The sequence below is a fragment of the Gemmatirosa kalamazoonensis genome (assembly GCF_000522985.1).
Lineage (GTDB): Bacteria > Gemmatimonadota > Gemmatimonadetes > Gemmatimonadales > Gemmatimonadaceae > Gemmatirosa > Gemmatirosa kalamazoonensis.
Genome location: NZ_CP007128.1, coordinates 4,535,433 through 4,552,627 on the forward strand (window position 1 = coordinate 4,535,433; position 17,195 = coordinate 4,552,627).

The following is a 17,195-nucleotide window of genomic DNA, read 5'->3' on the forward strand; positions in this document are numbered from 1 at the left end:
CTCACACGTCGCGCGCGGTGTGCTCAGTCGCCGCTGAACGCCGGCTGACCCGGGTTGCTCACGCGCGAGTGCGTGCGGCCATACAGGAAGTAGATCACGAGCCCGATCACGAGCCAGATCACGAGCCGCTCCTGCGTCGCGCGCGGCAGTCCCCACACGAGATAGCCGCAGACCAGGATGCCGAGGATCGGCACGACGGGCACGAGCGGGGTGCGGAACGGGCGCTTGAGCTCCGGCCGGCGGTAGCGGAGCACGAGCACGCCCGCGCTGACGACCATGAACGCGAACAGCGTCCCGATCGACACCAGCTCGCCGAGCAGGTCGATCGGCAGCAGGCCGGCGCCGACGGCGGCGAGGCAGCCCGTGAGAATCGTCGTCACGTACGGGGTGCGGAAGCGCGGATGCACCTTGCCGAAGACCGGCGGCAGCAGCCCGTCGCGCGCCATCGAGAAGAAGATGCGGGGCTGTCCCATGAGCATCACGAGCACGACCGACGCGAGGCCGGCGATGGCGCCGATGTCGACGAGGTAGTTCAGCCAGCCGAGCGACGGCACGCGCGCGAGCGCGACGTCCACCGGGTGCGGGACGTTGAGGTCCTTGTACGGCGCGAGCCCGGTCATGACGAGCGACATCAGGATGTAGAGCACCGTGCAGAACGCGAGCGATCCGAGCATGCCGATCGGCATGTCGCGCTGCGGGTTGCGCGCCTCCTGCGCCGCCGTGCTCACGGCGTCGAAGCCGATGTAGGCGAAGAACACGACGCCGGCCGCGCGCACGATGCCGTCCCACCCGTACTGCCCCGGCCCGATCTGCGGCGGAATGAACGGGTGCCAGTTCGCCGTGTCGACGAACATGAACCCGAAGCCGATGACGAGGAAGACGATCGTGACCTTCACGAACACGATCAGGTTGTTGAACCGCGCCGACTCCTTGATGCCGATGACGAGGAGCGTCGTCATGAGCAGCGTCAGCACCATGGCGGGGATGTTGATCACGCCGCCCGGCACGCGCTGGATCGTCTCGGTCTGCGTGTTCCACACGAGCGGCGCCTGCGTGAGCGCGTCCGGCAGGTGGATGCCGAGCTTCGTCATGAACGCCTTGAAGTAGCCCGCCCACCCCACCGCGACGGTGGACGCGCCGACGAGGTACTCGAGGATCAGGTCCCAGCCGATGATCCACGCGATGATCTCGCCTAACGTCGCGTAGGCATACGTGTACGCGCTCCCGGCCACGGGAATCATCGACGCGAACTCGGCGTAGCAGAGCCCCGCGAACAGGCAGCCGAGGCCCGCGAGCACGAACGACAGCACGACCGCGGGGCCCGCGTACTGCGCGGCGGCGGAGCCGGTCAGCACGAAGATGCCGGCGCCGATGATGGCGCCGATGCCGAGCATCACGAGGTTGGTCGCGGTGAGCGTGCGCCTGAGGGTGTGCTGCCCCTCCTCACCCGCTTCCGACTGGATGCGGTCGATGTTCTTCGTCGCCATCAACGCCATAGCGTGTCTCTCTCGGTAGGGGCCAGCGGTGTGGAGAGCTGCTCGACGAACGGCCGAGGCCGCTCCGTCGCGCGAAGGGCGCAAACTGCCCCGTGCGCTCGGACGTTGTCAATACGTACGCCGCGCGCCGACGTTGGGGCACGCCTCGCCGCGCCTCCTGACAGAACCCTGACGGCGCGCGATACCCTACCTCGAAAAAAACGCTGCGTGGCTGCGTGGCTGCGTCGCCTTCGCGCAGTCACGCAGCCACGCAGCCACGCAGCGGCCGTCAGGCCGAGTAGTTCGGTGCCTCGCGCGTGATCGTGACGTCGTGCGGGTGCGACTCGCGCAGGCCCGCGGTCGTGATGCGCGTGAACACCGCCTCGGTGCGCAGCTCGTCGATGCTGCCGCAGCCGACGTAGCCCATGCCGCTCCGCAGGCCGCCGACCATCTGGAACAGCACGTCGGCGACGGGGCCCTTGTACGGCACGCGCCCCTCGATCCCCTCGGGGACGAGCTTCTTCGGCGACATCTCGCCTTCCTGGAAGTACCGGTCGGCGCTGCCGTCCTGCATCGCGGCGAGGGAGCCCATGCCGCGGATCATCTTGAAGCGGCGTCCCTCGAGCAGCAGCGACTCGCCGGGGCTCTCCTCGGTGCCGGCGAGCATGGAGCCCATCATCACGCTCGACGCGCCGGCGGCGAGCGCCTTCACGATGTCGCCCGAGTACTTGATGCCGCCGTCGGCGATCACGGGGACGTCGCCGGCGCCCTCCACCGCCTCGAAGATCGCGGTGAGCTGCGGCACGCCGACACCGGTGACGACGCGCGTGGTGCAGATCGAGCCAGGGCCGACGCCGACCTTCACCGCGTCGACGCCGCGCTCCACGAGCGCCGCCGCGCCGTCGCGCGTCGCCACGTTGCCGGCGACGAGCTGCACGTCCGGGAACGCGTCGCGCACGCGCGCCGTCGCGTCGAGCACGCCCTGGCTGTGGCCGTGCGCGGTGTCGATCACGAGCACGTCGACGCCGGCGTCGACGAGCGCGCGCGCGCGGGCGAGAAAGTCGCCGGCCGCGCCGACCGCCGCTGCGACGCGCAGGCGCCCGTGCTGGTCCTTGTTCGCGCCCGGGTACTGCCGCCGCTTGTGGATGTCCTTCACCGTGATGAGGCCGCGCAGCCCGCCGTTGTCGTCGACCACCGGCAGCTTCTCGATGCGGTGGCGTCCCATGATCGCCTCCGCCTCGTCGAGCGTGGTGCCCATCGGCGCGGTCACGAGCCCCTCGCTCGTCATCGCCTCGTGCAGCGGGCGGTCGAGGCTGCGCTCGAACTGCAGGTCGCGGTTCGTGATGATGCCGACGAGGCGTCCGTCGCGGTCGACCACCGGCACGCCGGAGATCTTGAAGCGCTGCATGAGCGCCACCGCCTCGCGCAGCGTGGCATCCGGCGAGAGCGTGATCGGGTTCAGGATCATGCCGCTCTCGGAGCGCTTCACGCGGTCGACCTCCGCCGCCTGGCGGTCGATCGACATGTTCTTGTGCAGCACGCCGATGCCGCCGGCGCGCGCCATGGCGATCGCCATGTCGCTCTCGGTCACGGTATCCATGGCCGCGGAGATCAGCGGCACGCGGAGCGTGATGCCGCGCGTGAAGCGCGAGCTCGTGTCGGCGTCCTTCGGATGCACGCGCGCGTGGCGCGGCACGAGGAGCACGTCGTCGAAGGTCAGCGCGACGTCGTCGCGCACGCGCGCGATGCCGCGCGGCGCCCCATTGCGCGAAGCCCCGCTCTCCGGCGGTGCCGGACGAGCGGGGCTGGTCGATTCGATGCGAGTAGTGGTCGCCATGGCGAAAGGTAGGCGGCCCTCAGAGCCGGTTCAAGGCTCCTCCACCCGACGGCGCAGCCTCCGTTGGATTCCCATGGGGAGGAAGAACGCGGCCGCCTGCAGCACGCGCTGCAGATTGAGGTCGCTCAGCTCGGAGCGCGGGCCGGTCCAGTGGTCGAGCAGCACGCGCCGCCCGCTGTTCGCGACCAGGCGCTGCAGCGCGGTCACGAGCAGGAAGACGTCGTCGACCTCGCCGATGAACGGCAGGTAGTCCGGGATGAGGTCGATCGGCGCGACGATGTACGCGACCGCGGCGGCGACGAGGAGCTTGTCGAGGACGGAGACGCGGCGGTCGACGAGCAGGCCGGCGAGCAGGCGCAGGTACGCCGGGATCTGCCGGATGGTGTCGAGCACGGTGCGCTTGGCGCCCCTGCGCGGCGCGTGGCGGCGCACCTCGCGCCGGACGTCGCGGGTGACGTCGCGCACGCGGTCGCCGACGGCGTGGCGGGCGCGTCCGGCGGCGTGGGCGATGCGGGCAGCGGGATTGCGAGGACTCACGAGCGGGGCTCTCCGGGTGCGGGACCCGCCGCCGGTCCGGCCGGGGGCGGCGCGGGCGGAGACGGGTGCGTCGACGGCGGTGCGGCATTCGGCGCCGCGCTGGGTGCGTTCGGCGCGCTGGGGTCCGCGGGTGGAGGCGTCGTCGAGGTGATGACGGTCCCCGCCTGTGCGGTCGCATCGGCGACCGCCGTACCCACGCGCTGCGCGGCGTTGGCGAGGTCCGCTGCAACGGACTTGCCAGCCGCCGCGACCCCGTTCAGCATCCCGACGGCGCGGTTCAGCAGCCCCATGGTGTCGGCGATCGTGCTGGCCGACACGCGCCCCGCCCGGAGCCGGTCCTCGACCCCCTCGGCGAACTTCGTGAACGCGTTCGGCGCGGCGCTCTGCCGCGCGGCGTACTTCGACTCCAGGAACTCGACGTAGTCGAGGATCTGGTACAGCCGCTCCTCGGTCAGCGCGTCGAGCTTGCGGTTGATGCGCTCGCGAATGTGGTCGCTCATGCCTTCATTCTACGGCCGGCGACGACGGAGTGTGAGGCGGTCAGCCCCACCACCGGGCGCGCTTGCCGCGCGCGTCGATGTGGACGTACGGCGTGCGGTACTTCGGGCTCACATACACCCCGAGTCCGCCGACGAGATCGGGGTTGCGCTTCTCGACCATCTCGGCGGCGAGCGCCACGAGGCGGCTGTCGAACGCGGTGAGCCGGCCGTCGCCGTCGGCGTCGATCGCGACGTCGGCGGCGTCGCCGTACTGGTGGCGGCTGTTCAGCGCCGCGCCCTCGACGCTGCTGTTGTGCAGCGGCGTGCGGAAGCCGGAGTGCACGTCGACCTCGATGCGCAGGGGATCCGTCACGCCGCGGATGCGCGCCACCTCGTCGACCACCAGCTCCAGCTTGTCGAGCAGGCGCGGGCTCACGGCAGCGTACTTCGGCCACACCGACTGCTCGTCGTGCGTCACGAAGTCGGCGAGCCGCAGGTGGCGCGTGAGCGGCACGTCGACGTTGCGGCGGTCGACCTCCAAGAAGCCGATCGGCCGCTCGCCCCCGAAGCGCTCGAACGGGTACGACCCGATCCGGTACCCGTTCACCTGGCCCGCCATCTTCTGCGAGAACGGCACGAGCACGGCGAGCGTGATGTCGCCGAGGACCTGCGGCGTGGCGCCCGTCGTGCGCGCCAGCACGGCGAGGTGGTAGAGCCCCGGCTGCGCCGGTGCGACCATCGCCGGGCCGCCCAGCGGGCGCGGCGCGTCGGCCTGCGACGAATCGGACGCGCGCACCCACTGGTAGGCGAGGTGCACCGGGTCGCTGCGCAGCGTGAGCGGGTACTCGATGATCTGCCCCGGCATGGCGACGCGCACGAGAACGTTGCCGCTCTTGCCGTACCCCGGCCGTGCCGACGTCGCCGTCGGACCGCCCAGCTCCACCTCGGCCCCGGCGCCGATCTCCCGCTCGTAGCGGCGCTCCGCCGCCAGCTCCTCGACCGGACGGAGGAGCCGCAGGACCGCCGTGGCGGCGACGCAGAGCAGCGCGCCGAGGAGCATCCACGAGGGGCGCCGCACGTCGCGCGTGGTGCTCGCGCTGCGGCGCACGGCGACGTCCACCTCGGCCGCGCGGCGGCGGGCCTCCTCCAGCCGCGCCAGCTCGAACATGGTGAGCCGACGGGATCCGTCGCTCGCCGGCTCCGTCACGCGTGCCTCCGAAACGGGATCATCCCGATCAATCCTGTATGCCTCCACAGCCACCAGACCGTCGACGGGTCGGCGAGGTCACGCCGAACGCCGCAAGTTTCGAAGTCTAGCGGACTTGGGGGGTAAGTCGATGCCCCGGCGGCTCGAGGTGCGAGGCGAGGGCTTCTGGGGATCCGAGGGCGATGAAAGGGATCTCGGGAGCCCTCCAATCGCCTTCCGGATCCCCAGAGGTCCTCGCCGAGCGCGTGCTACCCTTCGTCGCCCGTCGGGGTTCGCCTGGAAGCCGTCCCGGCGGCCGGGTAGATTCTGCCGGATGTCCAGCATCCACACTCGCCCCGTCGCGCTGCTCGTCCTCGACGGCTGGGGCCATCGCCCGGAACGCGAGGGCAACGCGATCGCACTCGCGAACACGCCGACGTGGGACGCCCTGTGGCGCCGCCGCTCGCGCACCCTGCTGGACGCCTCCGGCCTGGCCGTGGGGCTCCCCGAGGGGCAGATGGGAAACAGCGAGGTGGGCCATCTCAACCTCGGCGCCGGCCGCGTGGTGATGCAGGACCTCGTCCGCATCTCCGAGGCGGTCCGCAGCGGGGACTTCTTCCGGAACCCCGCGTTCGTGGAGGGGTGCCGCACGGTGAAGGCGAACGGCGGCACGCTCCATCTCGTGGGCCTGCTCGGCAAGGGCGGCGTGCACGCGCTCGACAAGCACCTCTTCGCGCTCATCGACCTCGCCGCGCGCGAGGGGGTGCCGAAGGTCGCGATCCACGCCCTGCTCGACGGCCGCGACACGCTGCCGAAGAGCGCGCTCGAGTACATGCGCGAGACGGTGAAGACGGCCGACGGACGCGCGGTCATCGCGAGCCTGGGCGGCCGGTACTACGGCATGGACCGCGACAAGCGGTGGCAGCGCACGGAGCTGTTCTATCGCGCGGCGGTGGACGGCGTGGGCCCGCACGCGGGCGACCCGGTGGGCGCGATCCAGACGGCGTACGACGGCGGCACGACGGACGAGTTCATCATCCCGGAGGTCGTCGTCGACGCCGACGGAAAGCCGGTCGCCCCGATGCGCGACGGCGACGTCGTGATCTGCTGGAACTACCGGTCCGACCGCATGCGCCAGATCGTGCGCGCGATGACCGACCCCGCGTTCGACGGCTTCGACGTGTCGAAGCGCCCGAAAGTGACCGTCGTGACGATGACGGTGTACGACCCGACGTTCGAGCCGTTCGGCGTGCGGGCCGCGTTCGCGCCGCAGTCGATGGCGCGCATCGTGGCCGAGGTGCTGAGCGACGCGGGGCGCACGATCCTGAAGACGGCGGAGACGGAGAAGTACCCGCACGTGACCTACTTCTACAACGGCGGGAACGAGACGCCGTACAAGGGCGAGGACCGGGTGCTCGTGCCGAGCCAGAAGGTGGCGACGTACGACCTGGCGCCGGAGATGAGCGCGATCCCGCTCACCGACGGTCTCGTGCACGCGCTGGAGACGCGCTCGCACGACTTCATCCTGTGCAACTACGCGAACGGCGACATGGTGGGCCATTCGGGCTCGCTGCCGGCGACGATCAAGGCCTGCGAGACGGTGGACCAGTGTCTCGCGCGCGTGCTCGCCGCCGCGGAAAAGGGCGGATGGCGACTGCTCGTCACCGCCGATCACGGCAACTGCGAGATGATGATCGACCCCGAGACCGGCGGGCCGCACACGGCCCACACGACCAACCCCGTCCCGTTCGTGATCGTGGATCCCGACTCCGACGCGCCGCTGCGCCGTGGTGGCGCGCTGTGCGACGTGGGCCCGACGATCCTCCGCATGCTCGGCATCGAGCAGCCTAACGAGATGACGGGCGTCGACCTCGGCGACCTGCAGGCGCGCGTGGCGGCGACCGCCGGGAGCGGGGCGTGAGGTACGTGACGCATGGGACGCATCTCGCGCGAGCGCTCGCGGCGGGCGCCCTCGTGATCGGCGCGCGGGCGGGGGCGCAGGTGGGCTATCCGCCGGAGCGGAGCCCGTTCGAGGATCTGTCGTACCGCCAGTCGTTCTCCACGCTCGCCGGCTACTTCTTCGCCGCGAACGACGCGGCGGGCGTCGCGCCGCAGAGCGCGCCGTACTTCGGCGTGCAGTACGACATCTACCTCGGCGGGCCTGCGTCGTTCACGGCGCGCGTCGGCTCGGCGATCAGCGACCGCACGGTGCTCGACCCGGCGCGGCCGGCGAGCCGTCGGGTGCTCGGCGTCGAGCGGCGGCCGATGACGTTCGCCGACGTGGGATTCACGTTCGCGCTCACGGGCGGGAAGAGCTTCCACGGCCTCGTGCCGCTGGTGCACGCCGGCGCCGGGCTGGCGAGCAACCTGAAGGGGGCGGACCCGGGCGGGCTCAATCTCGGCACCCGCTTTGCGTTCGCGTACGGCGTCGGGATGCGCTACGTGCCGAGCGGTCGCTGGGCGCTGCGCGCGGACCTGGGCTATCACAGCTTCCAGCTGCGCTACCCGGATGCCTACATGACACCGGCGCTCGACAGCACCTCGGTGCTGCCGTCCACGCACTCGAAGAGCAACTGGCTGAACAACAAGGCGGTCACCCTCGGCGTCACGTATCAGCTGTTCCGCTGACGCCCCACCGCCGGCGACCGCGGTCCGACCGCAGGAGCGAGCGATGGCGCGCGATTACGAGGACTTCAGCAGCATCGACGACCTGGACGACGACGAGCTCCGGCAGCTCGTGCGCGACCGGCTGGCCGAGAACCCCGACATCGATCCGGACGACATCACCGTGGACGTGGTCGACGGCACGGTGCGTCTCGAAGGGCGCGTGGGCACCGAGGCGGAGCTGCGCATCGCGGAGCACGTGGTGACGGATCTCGTCGGCGCCGCGGACGTCGAGAACGGCATCGTCGTCGATCCGGTGCGGCGCGCCGACACGCCGATGGACGTCGAGGACCACCTGGAGATGGAGCGCACGACGGCGAACACGCTGATCGGCGACATGCCGCCCCAGGAGTCGGACGAGGTGCACGAGGCACGCGGCGACGAGGACCTCGACGAGCGCATGTTCGGCACGACGGACATGCAGGACGCGATCGCCCACGGCACGACGTACATCCCGCCCGAGTCGCCGACGCCCGAGGGGCTGCGCGGCACGGACGCGGGGCCGGGGGAGATGGCCGAAGACCACTAGGGCACGAGGGCAGGAGGGCACGAGGGCAGGAGCCATCTCCTCTCGTGCCCTCCTGCGCTCCTGCCCTCCTGCCCTTCTTCATGGCTCGTTTCTCACTGACTCGCCGCGTGAGCTTCGCGGCGGCGCATCGCTACCGGCGGCCGGACTGGAGCGACGAGAAGAACGCCGCGGTGTTCGGGGCGTGCGCGCGGCCGAACTATCACGGGCACAGCTACGCGTGCGACGTGACGGTGAGCGGCCCGCTCGACGAAGCGACGGGGTTCGTGGCCGACCTCGGGCTGCTCGACCGCGTGCTGCACGAGGAGGTGCACGCGCGGTTCGACCACGCGAACATCAACCTCGACGTGCCGGAGTTCGCGGACGGGCGACAGATCCCGAGCGGCGAGAACCTCGCGCGCTACGTGTGCGAGCGAGTGCAGCGACGGCTGGACCAGGCGCTGGGGACGGGCACGCTGCGCGTGACGCGGGTCACGGTCGCGGAAGATCGCACGCTGTCGGCGACGTATGAGCCGTAGAAGCGTGCGGCGGCGCTGAGCAGGCGGCGCTGATGCGGCGGCGCTGATGCGGCGGCGCTGACACGGCGGCGCTGAGACCACGTGTTCCCAGCGCCGCAGTTACAGCGCCGAAGCTTCAGTGCCGCCTCATCAGCGCCGCCAGCGCTTAGTTTGCGGTCATGCGTCCACTTCCGCTGCTGCTCGTCCTCACCCTCGCCGGCGCGTGCACGCGCGCGGCCGCACCCCCGCCGGCGCCGACGCCCGCCCCCGCGCCGGTCGACCCCCGCACCGCGGCACTCGCCCGCTTCCGCGCCGACGTCGACTCGATGGTGCGCGACCCGCAGTGGTCCAACGCACACTGGGGCATCCTCGTCGTCGACCCGGGGCGCAACGAGACGCTCTACGCGCACAACGCCGGCAAGCTGTTCCTGCCCGCGTCGAACCAGAAGATCATCACCGGCTCCGTCGCGCTCACGCTGCTCGGCGCCGACTACCGCTGGCGCACGTCGTTCGCGACGCGCGGGCGGGTGACCAACGGCACGCTCGACGGGGATCTCGTCGTGATCGGCCGCGGCGATCCCACGGTGAGCGATCACATGCGCGGCGACGCGTTAGGCCCGCTGCGTGACGTCGCCGACTCGCTCGCGGCGCGCGGCATCAAGCGCATCCGCGGTCGAATCGTCGCCGAGGGCGATCTGTTCCCGGGCCCCACGCTCGGCTACGGGTGGGACTGGGACGACGCGATCTACGGCTACGGCGCGGGCGTGGACGAATTGCTGTTCAACGAGGGCTACACGCGCGTCGTCGTGCGCGGCGCCGCGGCGCCAGGCGGCGAGCCGACGGCGTGGACGGCGCCGATCTCCGCGTATCCGGCGCTGAAGATCGAGGCACGCACCGTTGCGCCGGCCGACACCGGACGCCGTCGCGCGCGCGTCGAGGCACGCCCCGACAGCGCGACCGGCGGATACGTCATCGAGGGCACGATCGCGCCGAACGACAGCGCGGCGCTCGAGCTGGCGTACCCCGATCCGACGCGCTCGTACCTCTCGGCACTGCACGAGGCGCTGGCGCTGCGCGGCGTGTCGGTCACGGAGCCGACGCGCCGCGCGACATCCTCGCGCACGCGCGTCACCAAGAGCCTGACGCCTAACGGCGCGCCGGCGGACACGCTGTTCCATCTCGTCTCGCCGACGCTGCGCGAGGTGCTGCCGGTGCTGGAGAAGCCGTCGCAGAACCAGATCGCCGAGATCCTGCTGCGGACGTTGGGCTACGCGCGCACGGGCGTCGGCTCGGCCGACAGCGGGCGGCGCGTGATCGACGCGCAGCTTCGCGCATGGGGCGTCACGCCGGAGCGCGACGCGGTGGTGCGCGACGGCAGCGGCCTGTCGCGGCACGACTACGTGACGCCGTGGACGCTCGTGAAGGTGCTCACGACCATCCGCTCCGACACCGCGTTCCGCGCGTTCTACGACGCGCTGCCGATCGCCGGCGTGGACGGCACGATCCGCAACCGCATGAAGGGGACGCCGGCCGAGGGCAACGTGCACGCGAAGACGGGCACCGTGGACAAGGCGCGCTCGCTGTCGGGCTACGTGACGACGGCCGACGGCCGGCAGCTCGTGTTCAGCTTCCTCTGCAACAACTACACGGTGCCGACGCGCGAGGTGGAGCGCGTGCAGGACGCGATCGCGGCGCGCCTCGCCGCGATGGGCGCCCCCGCCACGGCGTCGCAGCGGTGACGGCCCGCGGCGGCGACGGACCTCCGACGCGTCTCTCGTTCGCCGAGGCGCTCGCCGCCGTCGTCGCCGCCGCGGAGCCGCTGCCCGCCGAGTCGGTGCCGCTCATGGACGCGCTGGGCCGCGCGCTCGCCGATGACGTCGCGTCGCCGCTCGACCTGCCGCCGTGGGACAACGCCGCGATGGACGGCTACGCGGTGCGCGTCGCGGACGTGCACGGCGCGTCGCGAGAGCGACCGGCGACGCTGCGCGTCGTCGGCGACATCGCCGCCGGAGGCGATGCGTCGGCGGTGTCGTTAGGCGCCGGCGACGCCGCGCGCATCTCCACCGGCGCGCCCGTGCCGGCGAGCGCCGACGCCGTGGTACGCGTGGAGGACACGGAGGCCGACGGAGCGCGGGTGCGCGTGCTGAGCGACCGCGACGTCGTCGGCGACAGGCCGCAGCGCCGCAACGTGCGGCCGCGCGGCGAGGACGTGCGCGCCGGCGCCACGGTGCTGGAGCGCGGCACCACGATCGGCGCGGCGGCGATCGGCGTGCTGGCGAGCGTCGGACGCGCGAGCGTGCCGGTCACGCGCCGGCCGCGCGTCGCGATCGTGAGCTCGGGCGACGAGCTGGCGCGCGTCGACGCGTTCGACGCCGTGCTCGCGGGTCGGCGCATCGTCTCGTCGAACTCGTACGCGCTGACCGCCCACGCATGGGCGGCCGGCGCCGACGCCACCGACTGCGGCTTCGTGCGCGACGACGCGGGTGCGCTGCGCAGCCTGCTCGCGACGGTGCTCGCGCGCGGCTTCGACGCGATCGTGACGTCGGGGGGCGTGTCGGTCGGCCTTCACGACCACACGCGCGACGCGCTGCTCGCGTTAGGCGCGGAGCTGCGCTTCTGGCGCGTGCGCATGCGCCCCGGCGGGCCGTTCGGTTTCGGCGTGGTGCACTGGGGCGACCGTCGCGTGCCGTGGCTCGGCCTTCCCGGCAACCCGGTCTCGGCGCTCGTCACGTTCGAGCTGTTCGGGCGGCCGCTGCTGCGCCGCATGGGCGGGCACCGTCGTGCGTTCCGACGGGCGGTGAGCGTGCGCGTGGGTGAGCCGGTGCGCGTGGGCGCGACGCTCACGCACTTCCTGCGCGTCACGCTCGACCACGACGACGACGGCCATCTCGTCGCGCGGCTCACGGGGCCGCAGGGCTCCAACCTGCTCACGTCGATGGCGCGGGCCGAGGCGCTGCTCGTCGTGCCCGAGGGCGTGCAGGACGTGCCCGCCGGCGCGACGCTGCACGCGATCCTCCTCGGCGACGACGCGCTCGACGCGGAACGGCCGCCGGCGTGAGCGGACCGGCCACCGGCGTGCCGCGCGATCTCGCGGCGCGCTTCGACGTCGTCGACGGCGTGGTACGACTCGGCGACACGACGTTCGACGTGATGCGGCCCCGCAGCGCGGAGGACCTCATCAGCGAGGACGACTTCGCGCGCGACGAGCGGCTGCCGTACTGGGCCGACGTGTGGCCGTCGTCCATCGCGTTGGGCGAGCGGCTGCTGCAGGAGCACGGCGCCGGCTGCTCGCTGCTCGAGCTGGGGTGCGGCGTGGGCGTGGTGGCGCTCGCGGCGGCGCGTGCGGGATTCGACGTCACGGTGAGCGACTACTACGACGACGCGCTCGCGTTCGCCCGCGCGAACCTCGCGCGCGCCGGCCACGACGTCGTCGCGCGTCACCTCGACTGGCGCGCGCTCCCCGACGATCTGCCCACCTACGACGTCGTCGTCGCGTCGGACGTGCTGTACGAGCGGCCGTACGCGGAGCTCGTCGCGGCGGTGCTCGACCGCGCGCTCGCGCCGCGCGGCATCGCGCTCGTCGCCGACCCGGGGCGCCTCGCCGCGCCGGCGTTCGTCGAGGCCGCGCAGGCGAGGGGCTTCCGCGTGGACGGATCGTACGTGCGGCCGGTGCCGATCGGGGAGATCGTGCAGCGGATACGGATCTACACGCTGCAGCGGCGATGAGTCCAGTCGGCGCGTCGGCGCGCCGTCTCTCACTTCCTCGCTGCGGAGAGCTCCTCGTGATTGGCAAGCGGATCGACTGATCCGCGGATCGGTCGATCCGCTACCGAAAAACGAGGAGCTTCTTTCTTCTCCGGGAGGAGTCGTGAGGCGGCGCGCCTAACGCCCCGGCTCGCGCCGCTCGCGGAGAGCGGCGCGAGCCGGGGCGGGGCTCGCTTCAAGGGGCGTACCCCGAGGCGCGCTCAGCGCGGCGAACTCGTGGCGAGCCGCGACGCGACCACCTCCGAGACGTCGAGCACCGGCACCTCCGAGCCCTTCGCGGTGACGCCGTCGGTCACCATGGTCATGCAGAACGGGCACGCGACCGCGATCGCCTCGGCGCCGGTCGCGAGCAGCTCCTCGGTGCGCTCGATGTTGATGCGCTTCCCCGCCGTCTCCTCCATCCACATGCGGCCGCCGCCCGCGCCGCAGCACAGCCCGCGCGACCGCGTGCGCTTCGGCTCGACGAGGTTCACGACCGGGAGCGCGCGACGCAGCGTAGCACGGGGCGCGTCGTACACGTCGTTGTAGCGGCCGAGGTAGCACGAGTCGTGGTACACCATCGTGAGCCGGCTCGCGTGCTCGTCGCTCAGCGGGATGCGCCCGTCGGTGAGCAGGCGGTCGATGAACGTCGTGTGGTGGATGACCTCGTAGTTGCCGCCGAGCTGCGGGAACTCGTTGCCGATCTGGTGGAAACAGTGCGGGCAGAATGTGACGACCGTCTTCACCTCGTAGCGGTCGAGCGTCTCGATCGCGCCCTTCGCGAGCATCTGGTACAGGTACTCGTTGCCCATGCGGCGCGCCGGATCGCCGTTGCAGCTCTCCTCCTGACCGAGGATCGCGAAGTTCACCTTCGCCGCCTGCAGCACGCGCGCGAACGCGACCGTGATCTTTTTCGCGCGGTCGTCGAACGATCCCATGCAGCCCACCCAGAACAGGATCTCGGGCCGCTCACCGCGCTCGAACGCCTCGGCCATCGTCGGGATGTCGAGCCCCTCGGCCCACTCGGCGCGCGCGGCGGGGCTGAACGCCCACGGGCTCCCGTTCCGTTCCATCGACGTGAACGCCGGCTGCAGCTCCTCGGGGAAGCGCGACTCGGTGAGCACGAGCTCGCGCCGCAGCTCGTTGATGATGTCGAGCTGGTCGATCGAGACGGGACACTCCTGCACGCACGCGCGGCAGCTCGTGCACGCCCACAGCTCCTCCTCGGTGATGTAGTTGTCGAGGAGGCGGTTCTCGAGCGCCGCGGTCGGCGTGGCCGTGCCCGCGTCGGCGCCCTCGTGGTGCACGAGGTGCGGGTTGCGGAACTCGCCGACGTCGCCGACGACGAGCGGCGCCTTCTCCATGAGCCGCTGCCGCGTGTTGACGACGATCTTGCGCGGCGAGAGCACCTTGCCGGTGATGTTCGCCGGGCACGCCGCGGTGCAGCGGCCGCACTCGGTGCACGCGTACCCGTCGAGCAGGTTCTTCCACGTCAGGTGCTCGACGTCGCTCGCGCCGAACTGCTCCGCGTTCTCGTCCTCGAGGTCCATCGGCCGCATGACCTTCGGCCACGGGCCGCTCGTGTTCGACAGGAACGTGTTCGGCAGCGAGACGATGACGTGCAGGTGCTTCGAGTACGGCAGGTAGTTCAGGAAGCCGAGCACCAGGATCGCGTGCGTCCACCAGCTCACCGTGTGGAGCGTGCGCGCCGAGTCCGGCGACATGAAGCCGAGCGCCGCGCCGAGGCCGCGCGAGAGGAGACGCGCGCCGTTCACCTCGTCCGGCGCGTAGATCGACTCCGTGGCGCCGTTCAGCAGCAGCGTCACCATGAGCAGCCCGATCCAGCACAGGATCGCGACCGCCTCCCACCGATGCACCTCGTCGCCCTGCAGCCGCTTCGGCTTCAGCACGAGCCGGCGGTAGATCAGCCACGACACCGCGCCCAGCACGAGCAACGCGAAGAGCTCCTGCGACAGCCCGTACACGCCGTAGATCGGCGACGGCAGGAACCGCTGGTACGTGAACCCGCTCGAGATGCCCTGGATCAGGATCTCGATCGTGCCGATGGTGATGACGCAGAAGCCCCAGAAGACCGACGCGTGCATGAACCCCGCGGCCGGATCGCGCAGGATCTTGCTCTGGCCGAAGCCGATCGAGACGAGGTTCCAGAGCCGAGCCGACACGTCGTCGCCGCGCGGCTCCGGCTTGCCGACCGCCGTCATGTAGCCGTACAGCCGCTGCGCGTTGTAGGCGAAGAACGCGGCGGCGAGGACCAGAATCGCGAGGAAGACGGCGTTGGCGATCGTCAAGACGGGACCTCGTTGTTGTGGACAGGATGAACAGGACGGACAGGATGGACACCAACCACAAAGGCTCTCTTGTCGGTGTTCATCCTGTCCATCCTGTTCATCCTGTCAAAGAATGGTTCACCCGTGCTGCTTCGCCGCCCTCACCGCTTGCGTCAGCGCCGGCACCACGTCGAACACGTCGCCGACGATGCCGTAGTCGGCGATCTTGAAGATCGGCGCATCCTTGTCCTTGTTGATCGCGACGATCGTCTTCGCGGTGCGCATGCCGGCGAGGTGCTGGATGGCGCCGGAGATGCCGACGGCGACGTAGAGCTGCGGGCTCACCACGCGCCCCGTCTGGCCGATCTGCTCGGAGTGCGGCCGCCATCCCTCGTCGGTGACGGCGCGCGTCGCACCGACGGCGGCGTTGCCGAACGCGTCGGCGAGATCCTCGACGAGCTTGAAGTTCTCCGCCGCCTTCAGTCCGCGCCCGCCGGAGACGATCACCGGCGCCTCGCCGAGGTCGACCTTCCCCTTGCTCCCCTCGCGCAGCTCGACGACGCGCGCCTTCGACTGCGCGGGGTCGCCGACGGCCTGCACGGCCTCCACGCGGCCCGCCTTCGCGTTAGGCGCCGGCGTGATCGCGCCGAGTCGCACGCTCACCAGCGCGGGCGATGCGGCGATCGACAGCGTGCCGATCACCTTGCCCGTGTACATCGGGTGCTTCACGACGATCGCGCCCCCCTCGGCGGAAACGCTCGTGGCGTCGGCGGCGAGCGGCGCCCCGAGGCGTGCCGCGACGCGCGGCGCGAGCTCCTTGCCCTGCGCGGTCGCGCTGAACACCGCGGCGCGATAGCCGCCGCTCTTCACGCGCTCGGCGACGGTACGCGTGAGCGTCTCGGCGTCGTAGCGCGCGAGGGCCGGGTGCTCGACGACGAGCACGACGTCGGCGCCGACTTCGGCGAGCTTCTGCGCGACGCCACCGACGCCGGGCGCGCCGGCCACCATGGCGTGCACCTCGCCGCCGCCGGTCGCGTCGGCGAGCTGCCGCGCCGCGGTCACGGCCTCGAGCCCCGCCTTGCGCAGCTCACCGCCGCGCGTCTCCGCGAATGCGAACACGTTCGCCATCAGAGCACCTTCGCCTCGGTCTGGAGAAGTCGCACGAGCTCCGGCACCGCCGCGGCGCCCTCGCCCACGATGCGGCCGGCCGCGCGCTCGGCGGGCAGCTCCATCTTGGTCACCGTGACGCCCGCGGTGCCTAACTGCGCGGGCTTCGTCTCGAGCGGCTTCTTCTTCGCCGCCATGATGCCCTTCAGCGAGGGGAGCCGCTCCTTCGCGAGCCCCTCGTCGACGGTGATCACCGCAGGGAGCGAGAACTCCACGACCTCCACGCCGCCCTCCACCGCGCGCTGCGCGGTGCCCTTCCCGTTCGCGATGTCCAGCTTCGAGACGCCGGCGACGCACGCGACGTCGAGCAGCTCGCCGACCATCGGGCCGACGGTCTGCGCGTCGGAGTCGATCGCCTTCATGCCGAAGAAGATCACGTCGTAGCCGCCGCCTCTCAGCTCCGCGGCGAGTGCCTGGGCGATCGCGAGGCCGTCGGTGGGCATCCGGTCGGTCTTCAGCAGCACGCCCTTGTCGGCGCCCATCGACAGCGCCTTGCGGATCTGCTCCTGCGCGGCGTCGGTGCCGAGCGACACGACGGTGACCTCGCCGCCGGGATTCTTCTCGTTGAGCTGCAGCGCGGCTTCCACCGCCCACAGGTCGAAGTCGTTCACATCGAACTTCAGTCCGGTCTCGTCGACGCTCGCGCCGTCCTTGCCGACCGCGAACTTGACCTCCATCACCGGCACGCGCTTGATGCACACCGCAATCTTCACTGCGGACCCTCCCTGGGAGCTGGAATCGAGAACAGCGCCTCTAAGGTCGCCGGTTACCGAACGGTGTTCAACCCTGATGAGG

15 protein-coding genes are annotated in these 17,195 nt (G+C 71.4%); 7 read left to right on the forward strand and 8 right to left on the reverse strand.

Translation table 11 applies throughout. The features are described 5' to 3' along the window. Positions 1 to 23 precede the first annotated feature (23 nt). From J421_RS19765 to J421_RS19785, 5 genes are all read right to left on the reverse strand, one after another. Positions 24 to 1,496 carry an amino acid permease gene (locus tag J421_RS19765; protein ID WP_025412902.1) on the reverse strand — a complete coding sequence of 491 codons (1,473 nt, stop codon included), beginning with the start codon at positions 1,494 to 1,496 and terminating at the stop codon, positions 24 to 26. Positions 1,497 to 1,764: 268 nt separating this feature from the next. Beyond that, positions 1,765 to 3,312 (reverse strand): IMP dehydrogenase, encoded by a 1,548-nt coding sequence (gene guaB, locus J421_RS19770; RefSeq protein WP_104022842.1) that lies wholly within the window; start codon positions 3,310 to 3,312, stop codon positions 1,765 to 1,767. A gap of 30 nt (positions 3,313 to 3,342) precedes the next feature. Continuing rightward, a complete protein-coding gene (locus J421_RS19775; RefSeq protein ID WP_104022843.1) occupies positions 3,343 to 3,849 on the reverse strand; it encodes a YkvA family protein in 507 nt (168 codons plus the stop codon). Continuing rightward, the gene (locus J421_RS19780) at positions 3,846 to 4,349 is read right to left on the reverse strand and encodes a hypothetical protein (protein WP_025412905.1); all 504 of its coding nucleotides are present in this window, start codon (positions 4,347 to 4,349) and stop codon (positions 3,846 to 3,848) included. The genes J421_RS19775 and J421_RS19780 overlap by 4 nt, the downstream gene beginning before the upstream one ends. Positions 4,350 to 4,389: 40 nt before the next feature. Next, positions 4,390 to 5,535: a D-Ala-D-Ala carboxypeptidase family metallohydrolase gene (locus J421_RS19785; protein WP_025412906.1), complete on the reverse strand. Its 1,146-nt coding sequence runs from the start codon at positions 5,533 to 5,535 to the stop codon at positions 4,390 to 4,392. 313 nt (positions 5,536 to 5,848) lie between these two features. Between J421_RS19785 and gpmI the strand changes: the two genes are divergently transcribed. The 7 genes from gpmI (at position 5,849) to J421_RS19820 (ending at position 12,927) form a co-directional block, all read left to right on the forward strand. After that, the gene (gene gpmI / locus J421_RS19790; RefSeq protein WP_025412907.1) at positions 5,849 to 7,435 is read left to right on the forward strand and encodes a 2,3-bisphosphoglycerate-independent phosphoglycerate mutase; all 1,587 of its coding nucleotides are present in this window, start codon (positions 5,849 to 5,851) and stop codon (positions 7,433 to 7,435) included. After that, positions 7,432 to 8,142 carry an outer membrane beta-barrel protein gene (locus J421_RS19795; RefSeq protein ID WP_025412908.1) on the forward strand — a complete coding sequence of 237 codons (711 nt, stop codon included), beginning with the start codon at positions 7,432 to 7,434 and terminating at the stop codon, positions 8,140 to 8,142. The genes gpmI and J421_RS19795 overlap by 4 nt, the downstream gene beginning before the upstream one ends. Before the next feature lie 43 nt (positions 8,143 to 8,185). Then, positions 8,186 to 8,707, forward strand: a complete 522-nt coding sequence (locus J421_RS19800) for a BON domain-containing protein (RefSeq protein WP_025412909.1) — start codon at positions 8,186 to 8,188, stop codon at positions 8,705 to 8,707. A gap of 107 nt (positions 8,708 to 8,814) precedes the next feature. After that, positions 8,815 to 9,222, forward strand: coding sequence for a 6-pyruvoyl trahydropterin synthase family protein (locus tag J421_RS19805; protein WP_158508848.1), 408 nt, complete (start codon positions 8,815 to 8,817; stop codon positions 9,220 to 9,222). Between the two features lie 158 nt (positions 9,223 to 9,380). Continuing rightward, a complete protein-coding gene (gene dacB, locus J421_RS19810) occupies positions 9,381 to 10,940 on the forward strand; it encodes a D-alanyl-D-alanine carboxypeptidase/D-alanyl-D-alanine endopeptidase (protein ID WP_025412911.1) in 1,560 nt (519 codons plus the stop codon). Then, complete coding sequence (locus J421_RS19815) at positions 10,937 to 12,259, forward strand: molybdopterin molybdotransferase MoeA (RefSeq protein WP_025412912.1); 1,323 nt, start codon at positions 10,937 to 10,939, stop codon at positions 12,257 to 12,259. Before dacB ends, J421_RS19815 begins: the two co-directional genes overlap by 4 nt. Beyond that, complete coding sequence (locus tag J421_RS19820) at positions 12,256 to 12,927, forward strand: class I SAM-dependent methyltransferase (protein ID WP_104022845.1); 672 nt, start codon at positions 12,256 to 12,258, stop codon at positions 12,925 to 12,927. Before J421_RS19815 ends, J421_RS19820 begins: the two co-directional genes overlap by 4 nt. Positions 12,928 to 13,166: 239 nt before the next feature. Here J421_RS19820 and J421_RS19825 read toward each other — a convergent pair whose 3' ends face one another. The 3 genes from J421_RS19825 to J421_RS19835 all read right to left on the reverse strand — a co-directional run bounded on the left by J421_RS19825 (position 13,167) and on the right by J421_RS19835 (position 17,113). Continuing rightward, positions 13,167 to 15,254: a (Fe-S)-binding protein gene (locus J421_RS19825; protein WP_025412913.1), complete on the reverse strand. Its 2,088-nt coding sequence runs from the start codon at positions 15,252 to 15,254 to the stop codon at positions 13,167 to 13,169. 117 nt (positions 15,255 to 15,371) lie between these two features. Beyond that, complete coding sequence (locus J421_RS19830; RefSeq protein ID WP_025412914.1) at positions 15,372 to 16,361, reverse strand: electron transfer flavoprotein subunit alpha/FixB family protein; 990 nt, start codon at positions 16,359 to 16,361, stop codon at positions 15,372 to 15,374. Beyond that, positions 16,361 to 17,113, reverse strand: coding sequence for an electron transfer flavoprotein subunit beta/FixA family protein (locus tag J421_RS19835; protein WP_025412915.1), 753 nt, complete (start codon positions 17,111 to 17,113; stop codon positions 16,361 to 16,363). Before J421_RS19835 ends, J421_RS19830 begins: the two co-directional genes overlap by 1 nt. Between the last annotated feature and the right edge of the window lie 82 nt (positions 17,114 to 17,195).